This window comes from Nitratireductor sp. ATLC21, assembly GCF_057196525.1.
The window spans coordinates 382,580-398,397 of sequence record NZ_JBXUOU010000002.1; the positions used below are offsets into that span (position 1 = coordinate 382,580).

A 15,818-nucleotide genomic window follows, 5' to 3' on the forward strand; every position below is an offset into this window, starting at 1 on the left:
CCAAACGGCTGCGCCCTGTCATACACGGGTCAAGATGCATGGTTCCATCCATGCAACCAGAGACCGCAGTGCTCCGGTCGCCGCTGATTTTCTCACTTCCGTTTACCCGCCGCGCGCGAGCGCATCTTGCTGCTGTCGACGGGGGATGCGTTGCTCTGGCCGGGGGAGTGGTGAAATTCTGAAGTTCAAGAAGTCAGCGTCGCTGGTGGTAGATCGCCTTCTGGGCTGAGGAGCGCCCGACCGGTCTATCGTCTAGGGGTTGAGTCTTGAGCGGTTCACCATTTCACGGAACCGCTGCTCCCTTCTATCTGTCGGCTTTTCGCGTTTTTGCGGACGTCAGCGAGGTTTGCCTCGCGGCGTAGCAAGAACGGCGTATCCCGATCTTCCTTCCAACACTGCTTTTCTAAAGTTGCGGTCCCGCCGGGGTGCGGCCAGTGGATAGTCGTGCGGGCCAATGCAGCACGGCGGAGGGCATCGGCCAGCCCACACTTAAATCATGCTTAATATTGACATGGACGACATTTGGTATACCAATGGCGTATCAAATATATTCTCAACAGGTCGCTTTGATGATGGACGCAGAAGTCAAGGGGCTTTCCCACGAAGCCTACGAGAAAATCGCAGCGATGATCCTTTCAGGAGAGCTAAAGGGAGGAGTGGTCCTGAATGACCGCCGCCTCTCGGAGTCCCTTGGAATTTCAAGAACCCCTGTGCGTGAGGCACTGGGGCGTCTGGAAGGTGAGGGCTATCTGGTGCGGTCGGGGCGGACGACGATCGTCAGCAAGATCGACCTGCAGGATATCCTTCAGATCATCTCCGCGAGAATTCTCATCGAAGGTGAAACGGCGCGACTTGCCGCCGAGAAAATCGACGAAGCGCACCTTGAGGCCATGCGTGATGCGGTCGAGGCACTTCTTACGAATGAACATGCGAGTTCGGATGAGCATTGGGGGGCGGACGATCTTGTCCATCTCGGGATCGCAGAGGCGGCGGGCAACATTTATCTGGCCCAGATCGTCGCCAATCTTCGCAAGCGGACCAGAATTTTCGGAATGAAGCGCATCCCTTCGCGGTTTGAGCCGGGGATCCGCGAGCATCTCGCGATCATCGACGCACTTCATCGGCGTGATGCTCACGCTGCCAGTCGTCTCATGGCAGAGCACATCGCCAGCGCGAGAGACGGCATCATCAATAGCTTTGTAGGGTAAGAAATGCAGAAGATTAATGGGCGCTCCGAAGGCGTTTTCGTCATCTCGGTCACGCCGTTTCAAGAGAGTGGCGCGCTGGATCTGGACGGCGTGGAGCGGCTGGTGGACTTCTATCGGTCGGCCGGTGCGTCGGGGCTCACCATCCTCGGCATGATGGGCGAGGCGCCCAAACTGTCTCAGGAAGAAAGCACTGCCTTCGCCAAACGGGTCATGAAGGCCTGCCCGGATATGCCTGTCGTGGTCGGTGTCTCCGCTCCTGGCTTCGCTGCAATGCGGGATCTCAGTGCAACTGTCATGGATGCAGGTGCTGCCGGTGTCATGATCGCGCCGCCATCGAGCCTTCGGACAGATGACCAGATCCTGAGCTACTACCGACAGGCGGCGGAAGTGATCGGCACCGAGACCCCGTTTGTCGTTCAGGATTTCCCGCTCGTCACCAATGTCGTGATCTCGCCTTCGGTTCTTCTGCGTGTTTTTGCGGACAACGCAAACGCCGTGATGCTCAAGCATGAGGATTGGCCGGGCCTGTCGAAAATTTCAGCGCTGCGCGCTGCCGAAGCGGACGGGGCGAAGCGCATCTCGATCCTGACCGGTAATGGCGGCCTCTTCCTGACTGAGGAAATGGAACGCGGCGCCGACGGCGCCATGACCGGTTTCGCCTATCCCGAAATGATGATTGGCGTCACCCGTCTGGCAAAGGCTGGCGAGCATGAGCGTGCCCGCGATCTCTTCGACGCTTACCTGCCGCTTGCGCGCTATGAGCAGCAACCCGGTCTCGGTCTGGCGATCCGCAAGCATATCCTTTGCCAGCGTGGCGCAATCCGCAGCGCCCGACTCCGTCCGCCAGGACCGAAGCTTTCGCAGCAGGATCTGAGTGAAATCGAAACGCTGATTGCGCGCCAGACAAAGCGTCTGTCGATGCTCGAACTGACCGAAGGAAAGTAAAGCGAATGGCCCGGCTTCTCTATTTGCAAAACGGCACCAGCCAGCAGTCCGTCGCCAAGCTGGACGAACGCTTCGAAGGATACGGCCTGCAGGTCGATCGCTTCTGGGCCTACCAGGGCGAGTTTCCCGAAAATCTCGACGAGTACGATGGCATATTCCTGTCCGGCAGCCCGCACGGCGCTTATGAGGATATCCCGTTCATCGCGCGTGAACACGATCTGATCCGGTCTGCGGCGGAAAAGAAAATCCCCATGCTGGGCATCTGTTTCGGCAGCCAGATCCTGGCTTCTGCGCTGTGCGGCAAGGACCAGGTGTTCCGTCGGTCCTTCTGTGAAGTTGGCTACAAATGGCTGCCGACCTCCAAGGCCATCAAGACGGATGCGATCACCAATGAATGGGGTGACAGCGTCTACATGTATGTCTGGCACAATGACGAAGTTCGTCATGAGCATCCGGACATGACCATCCTTGCCAGTTCGGATCTGTGCCCAAATCAGGTCTGGCGCTTTCGCGACGAAGCGATCTGGGGAATCCAGGGCCATCCGGAAATCTCGCTTGAACAATCCCGCATCTGGTTTGAAGAAAATCGCGATCGCCTCATCAAGGATGGCGCCGATATCGGCGAGCTCAACCGCACGGCGGATGAAGCTGAAATCGCAAAAACATCTCTGAAAAAATTCGCCGATTTCGTTCTCGATGCCGCGAACGCGCAGAAGAGACCCGGGAGTGGCCTCCTGACAACTGCTTAAAACAAAAAGAGAGGAACACATGAAAACGATCAAGACAATGTTGCTGGCCGGCGCCTTTGCAGCCGGAGCGCTTGCCGCGCAGGCAGAGGAAATGGTTTTCGCAAGCTGGGGCGGAAGCTATCAGGAAGCCATCTCCAAGGCATGGCTACAACCGTTCTCCGAAGAGACCGGCATCGACATAATTGAAGATACGGAACCGGAAGTCGCCCGCATCAAGGCCATGGTTGAAACAAATTCACTGGAGTGGGACGTGGTCACCGGCGGCGGTTCCACGCTCATGCGTGGGGTGGCGTATGACCTGTTCGAGCCCATCACGGAAGAGATGGTAGATCAGAGCCATGTCATCGAGGGCGCAAAAAATGAATATGGTGTCCCCTCCGAGATCTTCTCCACGGTAATCGGCTATTCGAAAGAAGCCTTCCCGGACGGTGGGCCACAGACTTTCGCCGATTTCTGGGATGTGGAGAAGTTCCCCGGAAAACGCGCCCTGCCTGACCGTGCTGCAACGGTTCTCGAAGCCGCGCTTCTGGCAGATGGCGTGGCTCCGACCGACATCTACAAGGTGCTGGACACGGAAGAAGGCTTCCAGCGGGCGCTCGACAAGGTTAGCTCGCTGCGTGAACACGTGGCTGTCTGGTGGTCAAGTGGTGCTCAGCCGGTTCAGGCTCTGGGGAGTGGCGAAGTGGTGATGGCGCTTGGCTGGAACGGGCGGTTCCAGGCCGGCATGGATGAAGGCCTCGACATCGAGATGTCCTGGGCAGAGTCGATCGCGCAAGTGGGATATTTCATGATCCCGCGCGGGGCGCCTAACCGCGAGCAGGCAATCAAGTTCCTCAACTACATGGTGCAGCCCGAAGCTCAGTCCCGCTTCAGCGAATATGTCGCTTACGGGCCGGTGACGGACAAGGCCTGGGAGTTCATCGATGATGAGCGCAAAGCGCGTCTTCCCTCCACGCCTGAGCGCTTGGAAAACGCCATCTTCATGGACATTGCGTGGTGGGCCGACAATGCGACGTCGGCGTCAGAAAAATACACGCAAATGCTGCAGAAGTAGCAGCTGCCTTCGGGGGGCTTATGCCCCCCGGTCTTTTCAATCTAAACGTATCCTAAGAAGGGCATCGCATGGCGATCGATTCCTATTGGTTCGCACGTGAGGAATACACGCAGCGTCTGGAACGGGTTCAGGCCGAACTTAAAAAAAGAAGCCTCGATGGAATGCTGGCTTTCCTGCCGGAGACCGTCACATATCTGACCGGGTTCTTCACGCGCGGCTATGGTTCCTTTCAGTTCGCGATCATTCCGGCATCCGGCAATCCCACACTGATCTGCCGGGACGTCGAGGAATACTATCTCGACGCGACCTGCATCTTTCCCGACCGCGTCATGTGGACCGATAGCGACGACAAGAACGCTCTATCTGTAGAAGCTGTTTCATCGCGTATCGGCACAGCCCCCCGATTGGGCATCGAAATGGCTGCCTGGCCCCTTTCGGTGAAGCGTTTCGAGGGCATCAAGGCGGGTCTTCCCGGTGCAGAATGGATCGATTGCTCCGACATCGTCAGCCGGATGAGGCTGATCAAGTCGCCGGCGGAAGTCGCCTATCAGCGCAAGGCAGCCAAAGCGGCAGAGGCTGGCATGACTGCCGCCATCGAAACCGCGAAGGAAGGCAATAGCGAACGCGAGATGGCTGCCGCTATCTGTGCGGCGATGGTGCGCGGCGGCAGCGATTTGCCGGGCCCGGGCGTGCTGTCCTCGGGCGAGCGCGCTTTCCACCTTCATGGGGGTTACACCGACAGGGTGTTGTCGCGGGGCGATATCGTTCAGGTCGAAACCACACCCAACAGCCATCACTATCACGCGCGCTTCATGCGCCCCATCCGGGTCGGCGAAGCGAGCGACGAGGATCATCGCGTCGTTGAAACCCTGATCGAAATACAGGACCGCGCATTGTCGGAAGTTCGTCCAGGCGTGGCCGCCACTGTGCCGGATGCGATTTATCGCGAAGGGATCCTTGGTGCTGGCTTGCGTGAAACCTACACCAACAAGACCTTCTACTCGGTCGGGCTTCTCTTGCAGCCCAATGGCGGCGAGCCGCTTGAGGCAGAGCCAAAGGCCACATGGACCTTCCAGCCGGGGATGACCTTCCACACTTATGTGCTGGCAAGGGGCTTCGGAATGTCCGAGACGATCCACATCACCGAGGACGGATATGAGCGCCTCACCAACTTCCCCCGTCAGCTTTTTGTCAGCTGACGGGAGGCGATAGCGTGTCGGAGAAAGCGCCGATGAAAATCACGTCAAACAAGCGCCCGGTCTTCTGGGCCTGGATTGCGGTTGCACCCCTGTTGGTCTTCCTGGGGGTCCTGTTCTTTTTTCCGGTGCTTTCTCTGCTCGGTATCAGTTTTGGTGAGGACCAGCTGACTTTTGAGCACTATCTGCGGATCGGCGAGGTGCCCGTTTATCGCAGGGTGCTGCTCAATACATTCGTGATCTCCGCGCTCGTCACGCTGCTTTGTGTGATCGTGAGCTATCCTGTGGCTTACCTTCTTGCAACGGTCAGCCCGAAGGTTCGCAAGATCCTGTTCATCGTGGTGCTGTTGCCGTTCTGGACGAGTGCACTGGTGCGCACGACGGCGTGGATCATCCTCTTGCAGCGCAAGGGGGTTCTGAACGACCTCCTGACGGGTGCCGGTCTGATCGATGAGCCCATCGCATTCGTCTATAACCTCTCAGGCGTGCTGATCGGCATGACACATGTGTTGATGCCCTTTGTTGTGCTGCCGCTTTTTGCCGCCTTCATCAACATCGACCGCACCCTGATCGAGGCTGCCGAGGGGCTCGGTGCGGGGCCTTACAGCATCGGGCGCCGGGTGATCATGCCGCTCACCGCACCGGGCGTCATTGCCGGCGCAACCATCGTCTTCCTGAATTCCATTGGGTACTACATCACCCCGGCTCTGATGGGTGGGCCAGGCCAAACCATGATCGCGATGCTCATCGCCGACAACATCAACCGCGATCTCAACTGGAGTCTGGCGGCAGCGCTCTCCGTAGTGCTCCTCTTGTGCACCGTTGCGATCTTTGTTGTGTTCCAGCGCGTGTTCGGGCTGGAACGTCTGCTAACGGGCAGTGCGTCTCGCGGTTCGACCGCAAAATTCTCCATTGGCAACAATGGGCGCACGGGCGGAGGGTGGCTCACCTTTGCGTGTGGTGTGGCCGTTCTCATCTTCCTGATTGCGCCCATCCTGATCGTGTTTCCAATGAGCCTTGGTTCCTCGCCCTTCCTAAGCTTCCCGCCAGAAAGCTACAGTTTGCGGTGGTTTCACAACCTCTTTGAAGAAGCCAAGTGGATGAGGGGTGTCTTCAATTCACTGCAGGCCGCCGCCGTGGCCGTCAGCTTCTCGGTCGTGCTGGGAACGCTCGCCGCGATCGGCACCATGCGTCTGGGCAGGCGCATGCGCCCCTGGCTGGAAACGGTCTTCATCCTGCCCATGGTCATTCCGGTGATCATCCTGTCGGTCGGCCTCTTCTACATGCTGGCGCCACTCGGTGTGATCGGAAATCCGGCAACGCTGGGGTTGGCACACAGTGTTCTGGCGGTGCCCTATGTATTCATCACCGTCCGCGCTTCGCTTGTCGGCTTCGATCGCAATCTGGAACTTGCGGCTCTCAATCTCGGCGCAAGCTGGCCGGTCATGTTTCGCCGCATCATGCTCCCGGCGATCATGCCGGGTGTGGCAGCCGGGGCGGTGTTCGCTTTCATTCAGTCGTTCGATGATGTCGTTCTTGCGCTGTTTCTCACCAACATTCGCTCTCGCACACTGCCGCGTGTGATGTTTGAGGGCATGGTCCATGAGATCGATCCGACCATCATCGCTGCCTCGGCCATGATCATCATGCTCACGCTGACATTGCTGGCCATCAACCTCATTCTTTCGCGGAGACAGTCCTAATGGAGAATTCGTCATCGGCGCGCTACGGCCTGCAGGGAAGACCTGTCACAATCACAGGCCTCAACAAAAGCTATGGAAATTTGAGGGTTCTGCACGATATTCATCTCGACATTGCAGCGGGCGAATTCTGCACACTTCTTGGTGCATCGGGTTCGGGCAAGACGACGATGCTCAAGGTGCTTGCCGGCTTCGAACCCTTCGATGAAGGGCGGATTGAGGTCGGTGGCCGCGACATCAGCAACGTCCCGGTTTCCAAGCGCAATATCGGCATGGTGTTCCAGAACTATGCCCTCTTTCCACATATGAGCGTCCGCGAGAACGTTTCTTTCGGCCTCGACATGCGCAAGGTTCCCGGCGATGAACGACGCAGGCGTGTCGACGAAGTGCTTGAGCTCGTCAGTTTGCAGGATTTCGCCGACCGGCTTCCCGGTTCACTGTCAGGCGGTCAACAGCAGCGTGTTGCTCTGGCGCGGGCTCTGGTCATTCGTCCCGACATTCTTCTCATGGATGAGCCGCTGGGCGCGCTCGACAAAAATCTCAGGCAGTCGATTCAGTTGCAGTTGAAGCAGTTGCATCGCGAACTCGGCGTTACGATCGTCTACGTTACTCATGATCAGGAAGAGGCACTGCACCTGTCCGATAAGATCGTCATCATGGACGAGGGGCGGATCAAACAATCAGGCCCGGTGCGTGAGCTCTACTTCAAACCGAACAGCAGTTTTGTCGCGTGCTTTCTGGGCGAGTGCAATTTGCTGAAGGACACAAACGGCAAAGAGTTTGGCATTCGGCCTGAGGATATCCGGCTCCGTGCCCCGGGCGAAAAGGCAGCGCATCTGGTCAACGCGAATGTGGAGACCGTTGTTTTCACGGGTGCTGCCAGCAAGATCATCGCGCGGGCCAACGACACGGTGATTTCCGCCAATGTCGCAAACTCAGCCGCAGTCGAAGGGCTGGAGCGCGGCGCGCCGGTGGAGTTTGCGTTCGACGAGGAGCGCGTCCTCCGTTTCGGCACCGCGACTTAATTTCAACCGTCAGAAATGGGTTTGACAGAATGGATCTGAAGATCAAAGGCAGGAAGGCACTGGTACTCGGTGCTTCCCGCGGGCTGGGGCTCGGCATCGCCAACGGGTTGGCAGCTGAAGGTGTGGAAGTCATGCTGTGCGGGCGCAGCGAAGACCTGCTGCAAAGCAATGCTGCCGAGATAGAAGCCAACCACGGCGTCGCAGCGCATCACCTTTCTGCCGATCTGGCAGATGGCCAGTTTGCCAAGCGGGTGGCGGAGTACGCGGGGGCGCAGATGGGTCGCGTCGACATTCTGGTAAACAATACGGGCGGTCCGGCACCGGGCAAGGTGACGGACATGACCGTAGATGATCTTGCCCGACAGGCGCAGATGATGATCTTCGGCATTATCGAACTGACTAACCTGCTTCTTCCCTCGATGCGGGAGAATGGTTGGGGACGCATCCTCACCGTCGCTTCGTCCGGCGTCGTGCAGCCTATTCCTAATCTCGCGATGTCGAACACGCTTCGCTCGGCGCTCGTCGGCTGGAACAAATCCCTATCAAACGAGATCGCGCCCGATGGCGTGACGTGCAATCTGATTGTGCCCGGCCGCATTCACACGTCGCGCGTCGACCAGCTCGATGAAGCCGCCGCCAAACGCACCGGAAAGGCACTGGATGAGGTGCGCGCGGGCTCAAGGGCAGCGATCCCTACTGGCCGCTATGGCCACGTCGAGGAATTTGCTGACATGGCCACATTCCTTTGCAGCGACAGGGCGGGCTATACGACCGGCTCCATCGTCAGATGTGATGGTGGGGCAATCAAGGGCGTGTGAACGGAAGGGTCCGGGGATCGGCCTGAAGGACCAGCCGATCTCCGAAAGAGCATGTGGTGGGTAAGGCGGTCAGGTCGCTTTGCCTTGAGCCAGATCCGTTTTTTTCCTCGAAGCGAAGAACCACGCGATTGCCAGTGCGGCGAGTGATCCGCCAGCAAGATCGACTGCGAGATTTGCCGGAAACATCAGAAGCAGGCCCGCTATCGCGAACACAATGCGCTGGTTTCCCGATAAGGGTCCGCTGATGATCATCGCTCCCTGCAGCGATATTGCAAGCAGAACGGCGCCGATCGTGTAGAGGCCGACCGTGTAGATGATTTCGTACCATTCTCCCTGCAACAGAAGTTCGGGCACATAGGCAAAGCTGAAGGGCATGAGCACCAGCGTTGCCCCGAATTTGAGCGCTGCCATGCCGGTTTTCATGGGCGGAGCGCCGGCAATTGCGGCACCCGCAAAGGCGGCGACACAGACAGGCGGTGTGATGTTGGACAGGCACGCCGCATAAAAGACGGCCAGATGCGCGGCGATCATAGGCACACCCAGCTGGATCAGCGCCGGTGCGGCGACAACGGAAAGGATGATGTAGGACCCGGTGGTGGAAGAGCCCATTCCGATGATGATCGACACGAGGGTGACCAGGCACAGGGCCCAGAACAGGTGGCCTCCGGACAGTTCGATGAGGACCGCGGAAAATTTCAATCCGAGGCCCGCCAGCACGATGCCGCCAATGATGATGCCGAGCGTGCCGATGGCAGCGCCGGCGGCAGCATTGCTTTGTGCGCCGCCAATCAGGCCCTTCAGCACGGCAGAGGGCCCCATGCGCGTGTCCCGGTGCCGCCAGGAGAGCACGGCTGCGCTGACCGTACCCCAGAAGGCGCAGAGCTCCGGCGAATAGCCGTTGAACAACAGGCCAAGCACCACGCCGAGCGGCAGGAAGAAATGCCATCCCTTCTTCACCACATCACGAACGCGCGGTGTCTCGGATGCCGGGAGACCCTTGAGGCCCAGTCGCACGGCTTCCAGATCCACCATCATCAGAAGGAAGGTGAAGAACACGAGCGCCGGGATCACGTTCAACAGCGCAATGGTCAGATAGCTGGTTTCTGTCAGGGTGGCCAGAATGAAGACGCCCGCACCCATGACCGGCGGCATGAACTGGCCGCCTGTCGAGGCGATCGCCTCGATGGCGCCGGCATCATGCGGCCGGTAGCCGGTCCGTTTCATCAACGGGATCGTGAACGAGCCGGTCGTCACCACATTGGCAACGGAGGAGCCGGAAATCGAACCGAAGAACGCGGATGTGATGACGGCGACTTTCGCCGGCCCGCCGCGCCACCGGCCTGCGACCGCCGTGCCCAGGTCCATGAAGAATGCACCCGCGCCGGAGCGTTCCAGGAATGCGCCGAAAATCATGAAGGGGAAGACAAAGGTGGCGAAGGTCGCGGTCACAACGCCAAACAGCGCTTCCTGCGTGGAGAACGTGAATTCGATGATGCGTTCGACAGACATGCCGGGGTGGGCCATCTGGCCGGGGAGGTAACGACCCAGATAAAGCTGCAACAGAAAGGCGATGGCGATCAGCGAGATGACCGGCCCCAGGGCGCGGCGGCTCGTTTCCAGCATGACCGCAATGGCGATGCCGCCCATTACAAGGTCCATCTGGCTGGGATTGGATACGCGAAACATCGCATAGCTGACATATTGGTCGATCCAGTAGCCCACCGAGACTACGGCAAGACCGATCAGAACCATGTCTAGCAAGCTCGGACGGGATGCGGGCGAGCGTTTGCTGGCCGGGTAGATCAGAAACACCAGCACCGATGTCAGCATGAGATACACGCCGCGATTGCTTTGGGTGGAGATGAGCCCAAAGCCGGATGTGTAGAGATAGAACAGCGAAAAACCGGCGGCGATGAGATTGAATGCCAGCGCAAATGGACCATTCAGGGTTCGTTTCGAACCTTCGACGCGGAAAAGCCAAGAGAAACCAGACATAGAATGCCGCCTCTAATAAAGATGGCCCCGACCTTTGTGCCGGGGCCCATGGAAGAATTCTGCAGGCTTATTCGGGCCACTGGCCCTGTTCGCGATAATAGGCCTCCGCGCCGGGGTGCATGGGAGCACCGAGCGACTGGAAGTTTTTCACGTCTGGTTTCATCTGCGCCCAGGCCTTGTGTCCCTGCGCGAGAACGTCCTGCTTCTCATAGGCTGCAGAAACCAGGCTCTTGACCACATCGCTTGGTACGCGTTCGTGTGCGACCCAGTAGACGGTGGTGTAGGGCATCGCGGTTTCAGGAACACCGCGATAGGTGCCCTCCGGCATGGCGCCGCCATGGTAGAAGGGAAACTTCTCGGTGATGGTGGCCAGTTGCTCGTCGCTATAGGCGAGCACGGTCACGTCGCGTGTCTCGGCCAGTTCGGTCACCGCTGCCGCGGGCGAGGATGACTGGCAGAATGCGTCGATCTGGCCGTTTCCAAGTGCGCGGCCAGCATCGGCAAAGGTCATCATCTGCGGCTTGATGCTGTCAAGCATGCCAAGTGCTGTCAGAATGTTCGAGCAGTTGAAGACGGTGCCGGAGCCGGGCGGTCCGAGCGCCACCGTCTTGCCAGCAAGGTCCTCGAGTTTCTCGATGCCACTGTCTCCCAGGGTCACGAAATAGGTCGGCCCCTGATAGGCCATGGCAACACCGCGCAGCATGTCACCCTTGGCTGCATTGGCGAAGGGCCCTTGCTGATCCTGCGCCATGTAGACATGGCTGCCATAGACGATACCCATGTCCAGTTCGCCCTTGATCAAACGAAGAGCGTTTTCGGTCGAGCCGCCGGTGGTCACCTGCGTGATGTTGATGTCCGGCAATCCCTTGCCAAGCTCCGTTCCCGCAACGCCGACCATGTAATACATCACGCCGCCCGGGTTGGATCCTCCCCATGCTACTTCGGTCTTGTCCTGTGCGTGGGCACCAACGATGCTGGCGAAACCAGCGGCGATGATGCCTGTCAAAAGCCGTTTCATGTTTTCCTCCTCCATATTGTAAGCATGTCCGCTGCGAACTCGCAGGGCGTTGACCCAGAACCTAGGTGCTGGATAGGCGGCATTCGTTTTTCAACGTGCCAATCCCTTCGACAGTGACCTCAACAATGTCGCCGGCTTGCAGGTATTTGGGTGGCTTGAACCCGATACCCACGCCCGCTGGTGTGCCGGTGGCGATGATGTCGCCGGGCTTGAGGGTCACACCCGCCGAAATCGTCTCGATGATGGTCCCGATGTTGAAGATCAGAAGGCCGGTGTTGGAATCCTGGCGAAGCTCGCCATTGACGCTGCACTGGATCTTCGTGTTCGCGACATCCAGGTCCTGCTTTAAAACCGCCCAGGGCCCCATGGGCCCGAACGTGTCCTGAGACTTGCCAACCAGCCATTGGCTGTAGCGGGATTGAAGGTCGCGAGCGGTCACATCATTGATGATCGTGTAGCCCCAGACATGATCGAGCGCGTCCTCGGCGCGAATGCCCTTGCCACCCTTGCCGATGATCACCGCCAGTTCGGCCTCATAGTCCACGGCATCCGACACTTTCGGGTCGAGCACGATCTGTTCTCCATGGGCAATCACAGACTCCGGAACCTTGGAGAACACGATCGGGAACTCCGGGACCGCCCCTTTGGCTGCGCTGGAATCGAACCCGCTCGCGGAGAATTCATGAGCGTGTTCGAAGTAGTTCTTGCCGACACAGAATATGTTGCGCTCCGGACGCGGGATGGGTGCGCACAATTCAAGCTCGCTTAAGGGAACAGGTGTGCCCGCCTGGGGCAGAACGTCCCGGCCGATCAATGAAAGAACACCGCGGGATGCCTGGTCCTGATCCAGCTCAAAGGGTGTGACAGTGCCGGATTCCTCATCCACCTGTCCCACCAGCCATTTTTGCCCCGTTCTGAATGTCCCGATCTTCACCACGCTTCCTTTCTGATGCTATATTGGAGATATGGTTTAATCCAAAAGATGCCAATCATCAAGATCATTGCTTGAAATGTCTAAAAATGATCAATATTGGTATAATTTGGTTCATTTCCAGAGGTGAACATGGCACGTGGAAATTCGGACGACCTCGCGTCCCTGCTGCATTTGAGGATCAAGGAGGGAGAATGGGGGCCGGATGAGCGCATGCCCACCGAACGAAGTCTGGCCGATGAGCTCGGCGTTGCCCGCAACACGATCCGCAAGGCGCTGGATCAACTTGAAGAGGCAGGTGTCGTCGTCCGGCATGTGGGCCGGGGGACCTATGTCAAGACCGATCAATCGAGGACGGATCTTCATCGGATCGTCGAGAAGATGAAGCAATCGTCTCCGGCGGACATGATGGAACTGCGCATGCTGATCGAGCCGGAGGCAGCCAGCCTGGCGGCGATGCATGCCGGTGCAGGCGAACTTGCCAAAATCAGGAAGGTGCACGAACTCGCGATAGCCGCGGCGGACATGCCTTCCTTCGAGCATTGGGATGCGGAGTTGCACCGGTTGATATTTGAGTGCACGCGCAATGACCTGCTTTACCAGGTCCATGAAATTCTCGGTGTCCTGCGCCTGCAGCCATTATGGTTCGAGATGAAGCAGAGATCATTTTCGGAAGCCCGGAAGGCGACCTATTGTGCCCAGCACGAAGAACTGGTTGTCAGCATCGAAAAGAGGCTCGGTGAAGAAGCGCGAGAAGCCATGCGGGCGCACCTCGTTTCCGTGCGGAAAAACATGCTGGGCCGTTAAAGCCGGAACGTTGGACAAGGCGAGGCCGGGTGGCTTTTAGCCGATCGGGCGCCTTTCGTTGACGATCTGCTCGAAGATGCGCACCCAGCTGCGTGTCCCCCGACGGGGCCGCTCCACGTCATAATGCTCGTTCGGCGCGTGGATTGCGTTGCTGGAAAGAATGAATCCTATCACAACACAATCCGGTCCCAGCTCCTGGCTTAGCTGACCCGGCGAGTAGAATGGCCCACCAGCACCTTTCAGCCCGGTCGGCACCTGTCACCCAGCCTCAATCAAGGCCCCGCGCGGCAGCTTTCAGACATAGAGTGGTCTGGGAAAGGCGCACTGCGATGGATGATGATGTTTCCGCCACGGACCGATCCCATCCAACCGCGATGTCCTCACCCTAGTCCTGTGGAAGTTCTTTCGCCAGGCGCCTTCTCCAGCCTTTTGTTGCCAGGGGAAGAAGCAGAAGGATCAGAGCCAGTAGCATGATCGTCAGAGTGAGTGGCTGTTCCCAGAATATCGAGACATCGCCTCCAGAGATCAGAAGGCTGCGACGGAGATTGGCTTCCATCAAGGGCCCCAGAATGTATCCGAGGAGCAGCGGCGCGATTGGGAATTTGAGCAGTGAAAGCGCATAACCGAGCACGCCGAGCACACCCACCATGATCACGTCCACATGTGAGGAGTTCACCGAGTAGATGCCAATCGCGATGAAGACAAGAATGCCGGGATAGAGAATGTGGTAGGGAATCTTCAGCATCGATACCCACAGCCCGACCAGCGGAAGGTTCAAGATCAACAGTATGAGATTGCCGATCCAGAAGCTGGCGAGCAGTCCCCAGAAAATTTCGGGGTGCTGCGGGATTAGTGTCGGTCCAGGCGCGATGCCGTGAATGAGCAGTGCGCCAAGCATCAAGGCTGACGTTGCGTCGCCGGGAACGCCCAGGGTGAGGGCAGGGATAAGCGCAGTCTGTGAAGCGGCATTGTTGGCGCTTTCGGGCGCAGCCACGCCCTCGACGATACCGCTGCCGAGCGCGTCCCGGTTTGGCCCGACCCGTTTTTCCACCGCGTAGGCCATGAAGGCGGCAATGGTGGAGCCGGCTCCTGGCAAGACACCGACTAGGGAACCCAGAATGGATCCACGCCAGATCGGCGCATGCGAGCGGCGCATATCTTCCCGGGTGGGCATGAGAGATCGGAGCGTGATCTTCTGTTTGGCCAGCCACTCGGCCGAATCCGAACCGATCGAGGCGATCACCTCGCTGGCGCCGAACATGCCCATGGCGACGAGGACCAGCGGAAGGCCGTCGTAGAGGTAGGGCATGTCGAATGCAAAGCGGATCTGACCCGAAATCGTGTCGGTTCCCATCAGCCCCACAAGCAAGCCAAAAACCACCATGGCCAGCCCCTTGAGCGGCGCATCGCCAATGAGCGTGACAGCCGCGATCATGCCAAGAAGCATTAGCGCAAAGTAATCGGCAGAGGTCATCATCAGTGCGAACTTGCTGAGTGCCGGAGACAGCACGGCCATCACGACAATCGCAAAACAACCGCCAGCGAAGGAGGCGATGGTGGTAATGCAGAGCGCAACGCCAGCGCGGCCGGCCCGGGCCATGGGATAGCCGTCGAGACAGGTTACCGATGCTCCGGCCGTGCCGGGCAGATTGAGGAGGATCGAGGCGGTGGAGCCACCATATTGCGAACCGTAGTAGATCCCGGCCAGCATGATGATGGCGGTGGTCGGGTCCAGATAGAAGGTCAGCGGCAACAGCATGGCAATCGTGGCCAGGGGGCCAATGCCGGGCAGCACGCCAATAAACGTGCCAGCTGTCACGCCAAGAAAACAGAAAAGCAGCGTCTGTGGACTGAGCGCTGTCGCAAACCCCTGGCCGGCGTGTCCGATGAACTCCATCATAGCGGAAGCTCCAGCACCGCAATGGGCAGACCGAGCAGGGCGATGAAGATCACCCAGCACAACAGCGCCAGTGAACATGCCAGAACGAAAACGCGCCGGAAGTGAAAGCGGTTGTCCGCGAAGCGGGCGATGAAGGCAGACACAAGGATCGCCGGCACAAGGCCGAAAGAACCGATGAGCAAGGCGAAACAGGTAAGCGACAGCATGACAACGCCTGCCGCTCTCCAGTTAGGCTGCGGAATGCTGCCGGTCCTGCCAACCGAGCCGGCGATGATGCCGAGGCCGAGCAACACCATGATGATCCCTAGTGCCAGCGGAAAGGCGCCTGGGCCGATGTTGGAAATCCTGCCTATCGGGTATTGAGAGCTGATGCCGGCGGTCACCAGCCCGATCAACGTGACCAGCACACCGCCAATGGCGTCTGTTGGTTCCAAGCGTATTGATCTCATGGTGTTCCCCTCGCTTTGCGCGA

Annotated in this window: 15 protein-coding genes; 9 read left to right on the top strand and 6 right to left on the bottom strand. The window is 58.7% G+C overall.

Annotation, left to right across the window (positions count from 1 at the left end):
* Positions 1 to 569: 569 nt before the first annotated feature.
* The 8 genes from AC2CHD_RS09495 to AC2CHD_RS09530 all read left to right on the top strand — a co-directional run bounded on the left by AC2CHD_RS09495 (position 570) and on the right by AC2CHD_RS09530 (position 8,695).
* The gene (locus tag AC2CHD_RS09495) at positions 570 to 1,208 is read left to right on the top strand and encodes a GntR family transcriptional regulator (RefSeq protein ID WP_484553480.1); all 639 of its coding nucleotides are present in this window, start codon (positions 570 to 572) and stop codon (positions 1,206 to 1,208) included.
* Between the two features lie 3 nt (positions 1,209 to 1,211).
* Entirely contained in the window at positions 1,212 to 2,153 is a 942-nt protein-coding gene (locus AC2CHD_RS09500; protein ID WP_484553481.1) for a dihydrodipicolinate synthase family protein, read from the top strand.
* A 5-nt stretch (positions 2,154 to 2,158) separates the two neighbouring features.
* A complete protein-coding gene (locus tag AC2CHD_RS09505) occupies positions 2,159 to 2,902 on the top strand; it encodes a type 1 glutamine amidotransferase (protein WP_484553482.1) in 744 nt (247 codons plus the stop codon).
* A 19-nt stretch (positions 2,903 to 2,921) separates the two neighbouring features.
* Positions 2,922 to 3,956, top strand: a complete 1,035-nt coding sequence (locus tag AC2CHD_RS09510) for an ABC transporter substrate-binding protein (protein ID WP_229450487.1) — start codon at positions 2,922 to 2,924, stop codon at positions 3,954 to 3,956.
* 68 nt (positions 3,957 to 4,024) lie between these two features.
* Complete coding sequence (locus AC2CHD_RS09515; RefSeq protein ID WP_484553483.1) at positions 4,025 to 5,155, top strand: M24 family metallopeptidase; 1,131 nt, start codon at positions 4,025 to 4,027, stop codon at positions 5,153 to 5,155.
* 32 nt (positions 5,156 to 5,187) lie between these two features.
* A complete protein-coding gene (locus AC2CHD_RS09520; protein WP_484553484.1) occupies positions 5,188 to 6,855 on the top strand; it encodes an ABC transporter permease subunit in 1,668 nt (555 codons plus the stop codon).
* On the top strand, positions 6,855 to 7,877 hold the full coding sequence (locus AC2CHD_RS09525) for an ABC transporter ATP-binding protein (RefSeq protein WP_484553485.1): 1,023 nt from the start codon (positions 6,855 to 6,857) through the stop codon (positions 7,875 to 7,877). The genes AC2CHD_RS09520 and AC2CHD_RS09525 overlap by 1 nt, the downstream gene beginning before the upstream one ends.
* Positions 7,878 to 7,906: 29 nt before the next feature.
* On the top strand, positions 7,907 to 8,695 hold the full coding sequence (locus AC2CHD_RS09530; protein WP_484553486.1) for an SDR family oxidoreductase: 789 nt from the start codon (positions 7,907 to 7,909) through the stop codon (positions 8,693 to 8,695).
* Positions 8,696 to 8,764: 69 nt separating this feature from the next.
* Here AC2CHD_RS09530 and AC2CHD_RS09535 read toward each other — a convergent pair whose 3' ends face one another.
* The 3 genes from AC2CHD_RS09535 to AC2CHD_RS09545 form a co-directional block, all read right to left on the bottom strand.
* Complete coding sequence (locus tag AC2CHD_RS09535) at positions 8,765 to 10,690, bottom strand: TRAP transporter permease (protein WP_484553487.1); 1,926 nt, start codon at positions 10,688 to 10,690, stop codon at positions 8,765 to 8,767.
* 67 nt (positions 10,691 to 10,757) lie between these two features.
* Complete coding sequence (locus AC2CHD_RS09540) at positions 10,758 to 11,708, bottom strand: TAXI family TRAP transporter solute-binding subunit (RefSeq protein WP_484553488.1); 951 nt, start codon at positions 11,706 to 11,708, stop codon at positions 10,758 to 10,760.
* A gap of 61 nt (positions 11,709 to 11,769) precedes the next feature.
* Positions 11,770 to 12,642: a fumarylacetoacetate hydrolase family protein gene (locus AC2CHD_RS09545; RefSeq protein WP_229450494.1), complete on the bottom strand. Its 873-nt coding sequence runs from the start codon at positions 12,640 to 12,642 to the stop codon at positions 11,770 to 11,772.
* Between the two features lie 129 nt (positions 12,643 to 12,771).
* Here AC2CHD_RS09545 and AC2CHD_RS09550 point away from each other — a divergent pair, with 129 nt between their 5' ends.
* Positions 12,772 to 13,446 carry a FadR/GntR family transcriptional regulator gene (locus AC2CHD_RS09550; RefSeq protein ID WP_484553489.1) on the top strand — a complete coding sequence of 225 codons (675 nt, stop codon included), beginning with the start codon at positions 12,772 to 12,774 and terminating at the stop codon, positions 13,444 to 13,446.
* A 36-nt stretch (positions 13,447 to 13,482) separates the two neighbouring features.
* Here the strand turns inward: AC2CHD_RS09550 and AC2CHD_RS09555 are convergent, their stop codons facing one another.
* The 3 genes from AC2CHD_RS09555 to AC2CHD_RS09565 form a co-directional block, all read right to left on the bottom strand.
* The gene (locus AC2CHD_RS09555; protein WP_484553490.1) at positions 13,483 to 13,620 is read right to left on the bottom strand and encodes a hypothetical protein; all 138 of its coding nucleotides are present in this window, start codon (positions 13,618 to 13,620) and stop codon (positions 13,483 to 13,485) included.
* Between the two features lie 211 nt (positions 13,621 to 13,831).
* The gene (locus AC2CHD_RS09560) at positions 13,832 to 15,346 is read right to left on the bottom strand and encodes a tripartite tricarboxylate transporter permease (protein ID WP_370633419.1); all 1,515 of its coding nucleotides are present in this window, start codon (positions 15,344 to 15,346) and stop codon (positions 13,832 to 13,834) included.
* Positions 15,343 to 15,795 (bottom strand): tripartite tricarboxylate transporter TctB family protein, encoded by a 453-nt coding sequence (locus AC2CHD_RS09565; RefSeq protein ID WP_229450497.1) that lies wholly within the window; start codon positions 15,793 to 15,795, stop codon positions 15,343 to 15,345. Before AC2CHD_RS09565 ends, AC2CHD_RS09560 begins: the two co-directional genes overlap by 4 nt.
* Positions 15,796 to 15,818 lie beyond the last annotated feature (23 nt).

Bases quoted from the DNA above. Each gene is read 5' to 3' on its own strand.
- AC2CHD_RS09525 (WP_484553485.1), top strand. From the start codon at position 6,855: ATGGAGAATTCGTCATCGGCGCGCTACGGCCTGCAGGGAAGACCTGTC.
- AC2CHD_RS09510 (WP_229450487.1), top strand. From the start codon at position 2,922: ATGAAAACGATCAAGACAATGTTGCTGGCCGGCGCCTTTGCAGCCGGA.
- AC2CHD_RS09540 (WP_484553488.1), bottom strand. From the start codon at position 11,708: ATGAAACGGCTTTTGACAGGCATCATCGCCGCTGGTTTCGCCAGCATC.
- AC2CHD_RS09520 (WP_484553484.1), top strand. From the start codon at position 5,188: ATGAAAATCACGTCAAACAAGCGCCCGGTCTTCTGGGCCTGGATTGCG.
- AC2CHD_RS09495 (WP_484553480.1), top strand. From the start codon at position 570: ATGATGGACGCAGAAGTCAAGGGGCTTTCCCACGAAGCCTACGAGAAA.
- AC2CHD_RS09515 (WP_484553483.1), top strand. From the start codon at position 4,025: ATGGCGATCGATTCCTATTGGTTCGCACGTGAGGAATACACGCAGCGT.
- AC2CHD_RS09535 (WP_484553487.1), bottom strand. From the start codon at position 10,690: ATGTCTGGTTTCTCTTGGCTTTTCCGCGTCGAAGGTTCGAAACGAACC.
- AC2CHD_RS09565 (WP_229450497.1), bottom strand. From the start codon at position 15,795: ATGAGATCAATACGCTTGGAACCAACAGACGCCATTGGCGGTGTGCTG.
- AC2CHD_RS09505 (WP_484553482.1), top strand. From the start codon at position 2,159: ATGGCCCGGCTTCTCTATTTGCAAAACGGCACCAGCCAGCAGTCCGTC.
- AC2CHD_RS09500 (WP_484553481.1), top strand. From the start codon at position 1,212: ATGCAGAAGATTAATGGGCGCTCCGAAGGCGTTTTCGTCATCTCGGTC.
- AC2CHD_RS09530 (WP_484553486.1), top strand. From the start codon at position 7,907: ATGGATCTGAAGATCAAAGGCAGGAAGGCACTGGTACTCGGTGCTTCC.
- AC2CHD_RS09560 (WP_370633419.1), bottom strand. From the start codon at position 15,346: ATGATGGAGTTCATCGGACACGCCGGCCAGGGGTTTGCGACAGCGCTC.
- AC2CHD_RS09550 (WP_484553489.1), top strand. From the start codon at position 12,772: ATGGCACGTGGAAATTCGGACGACCTCGCGTCCCTGCTGCATTTGAGG.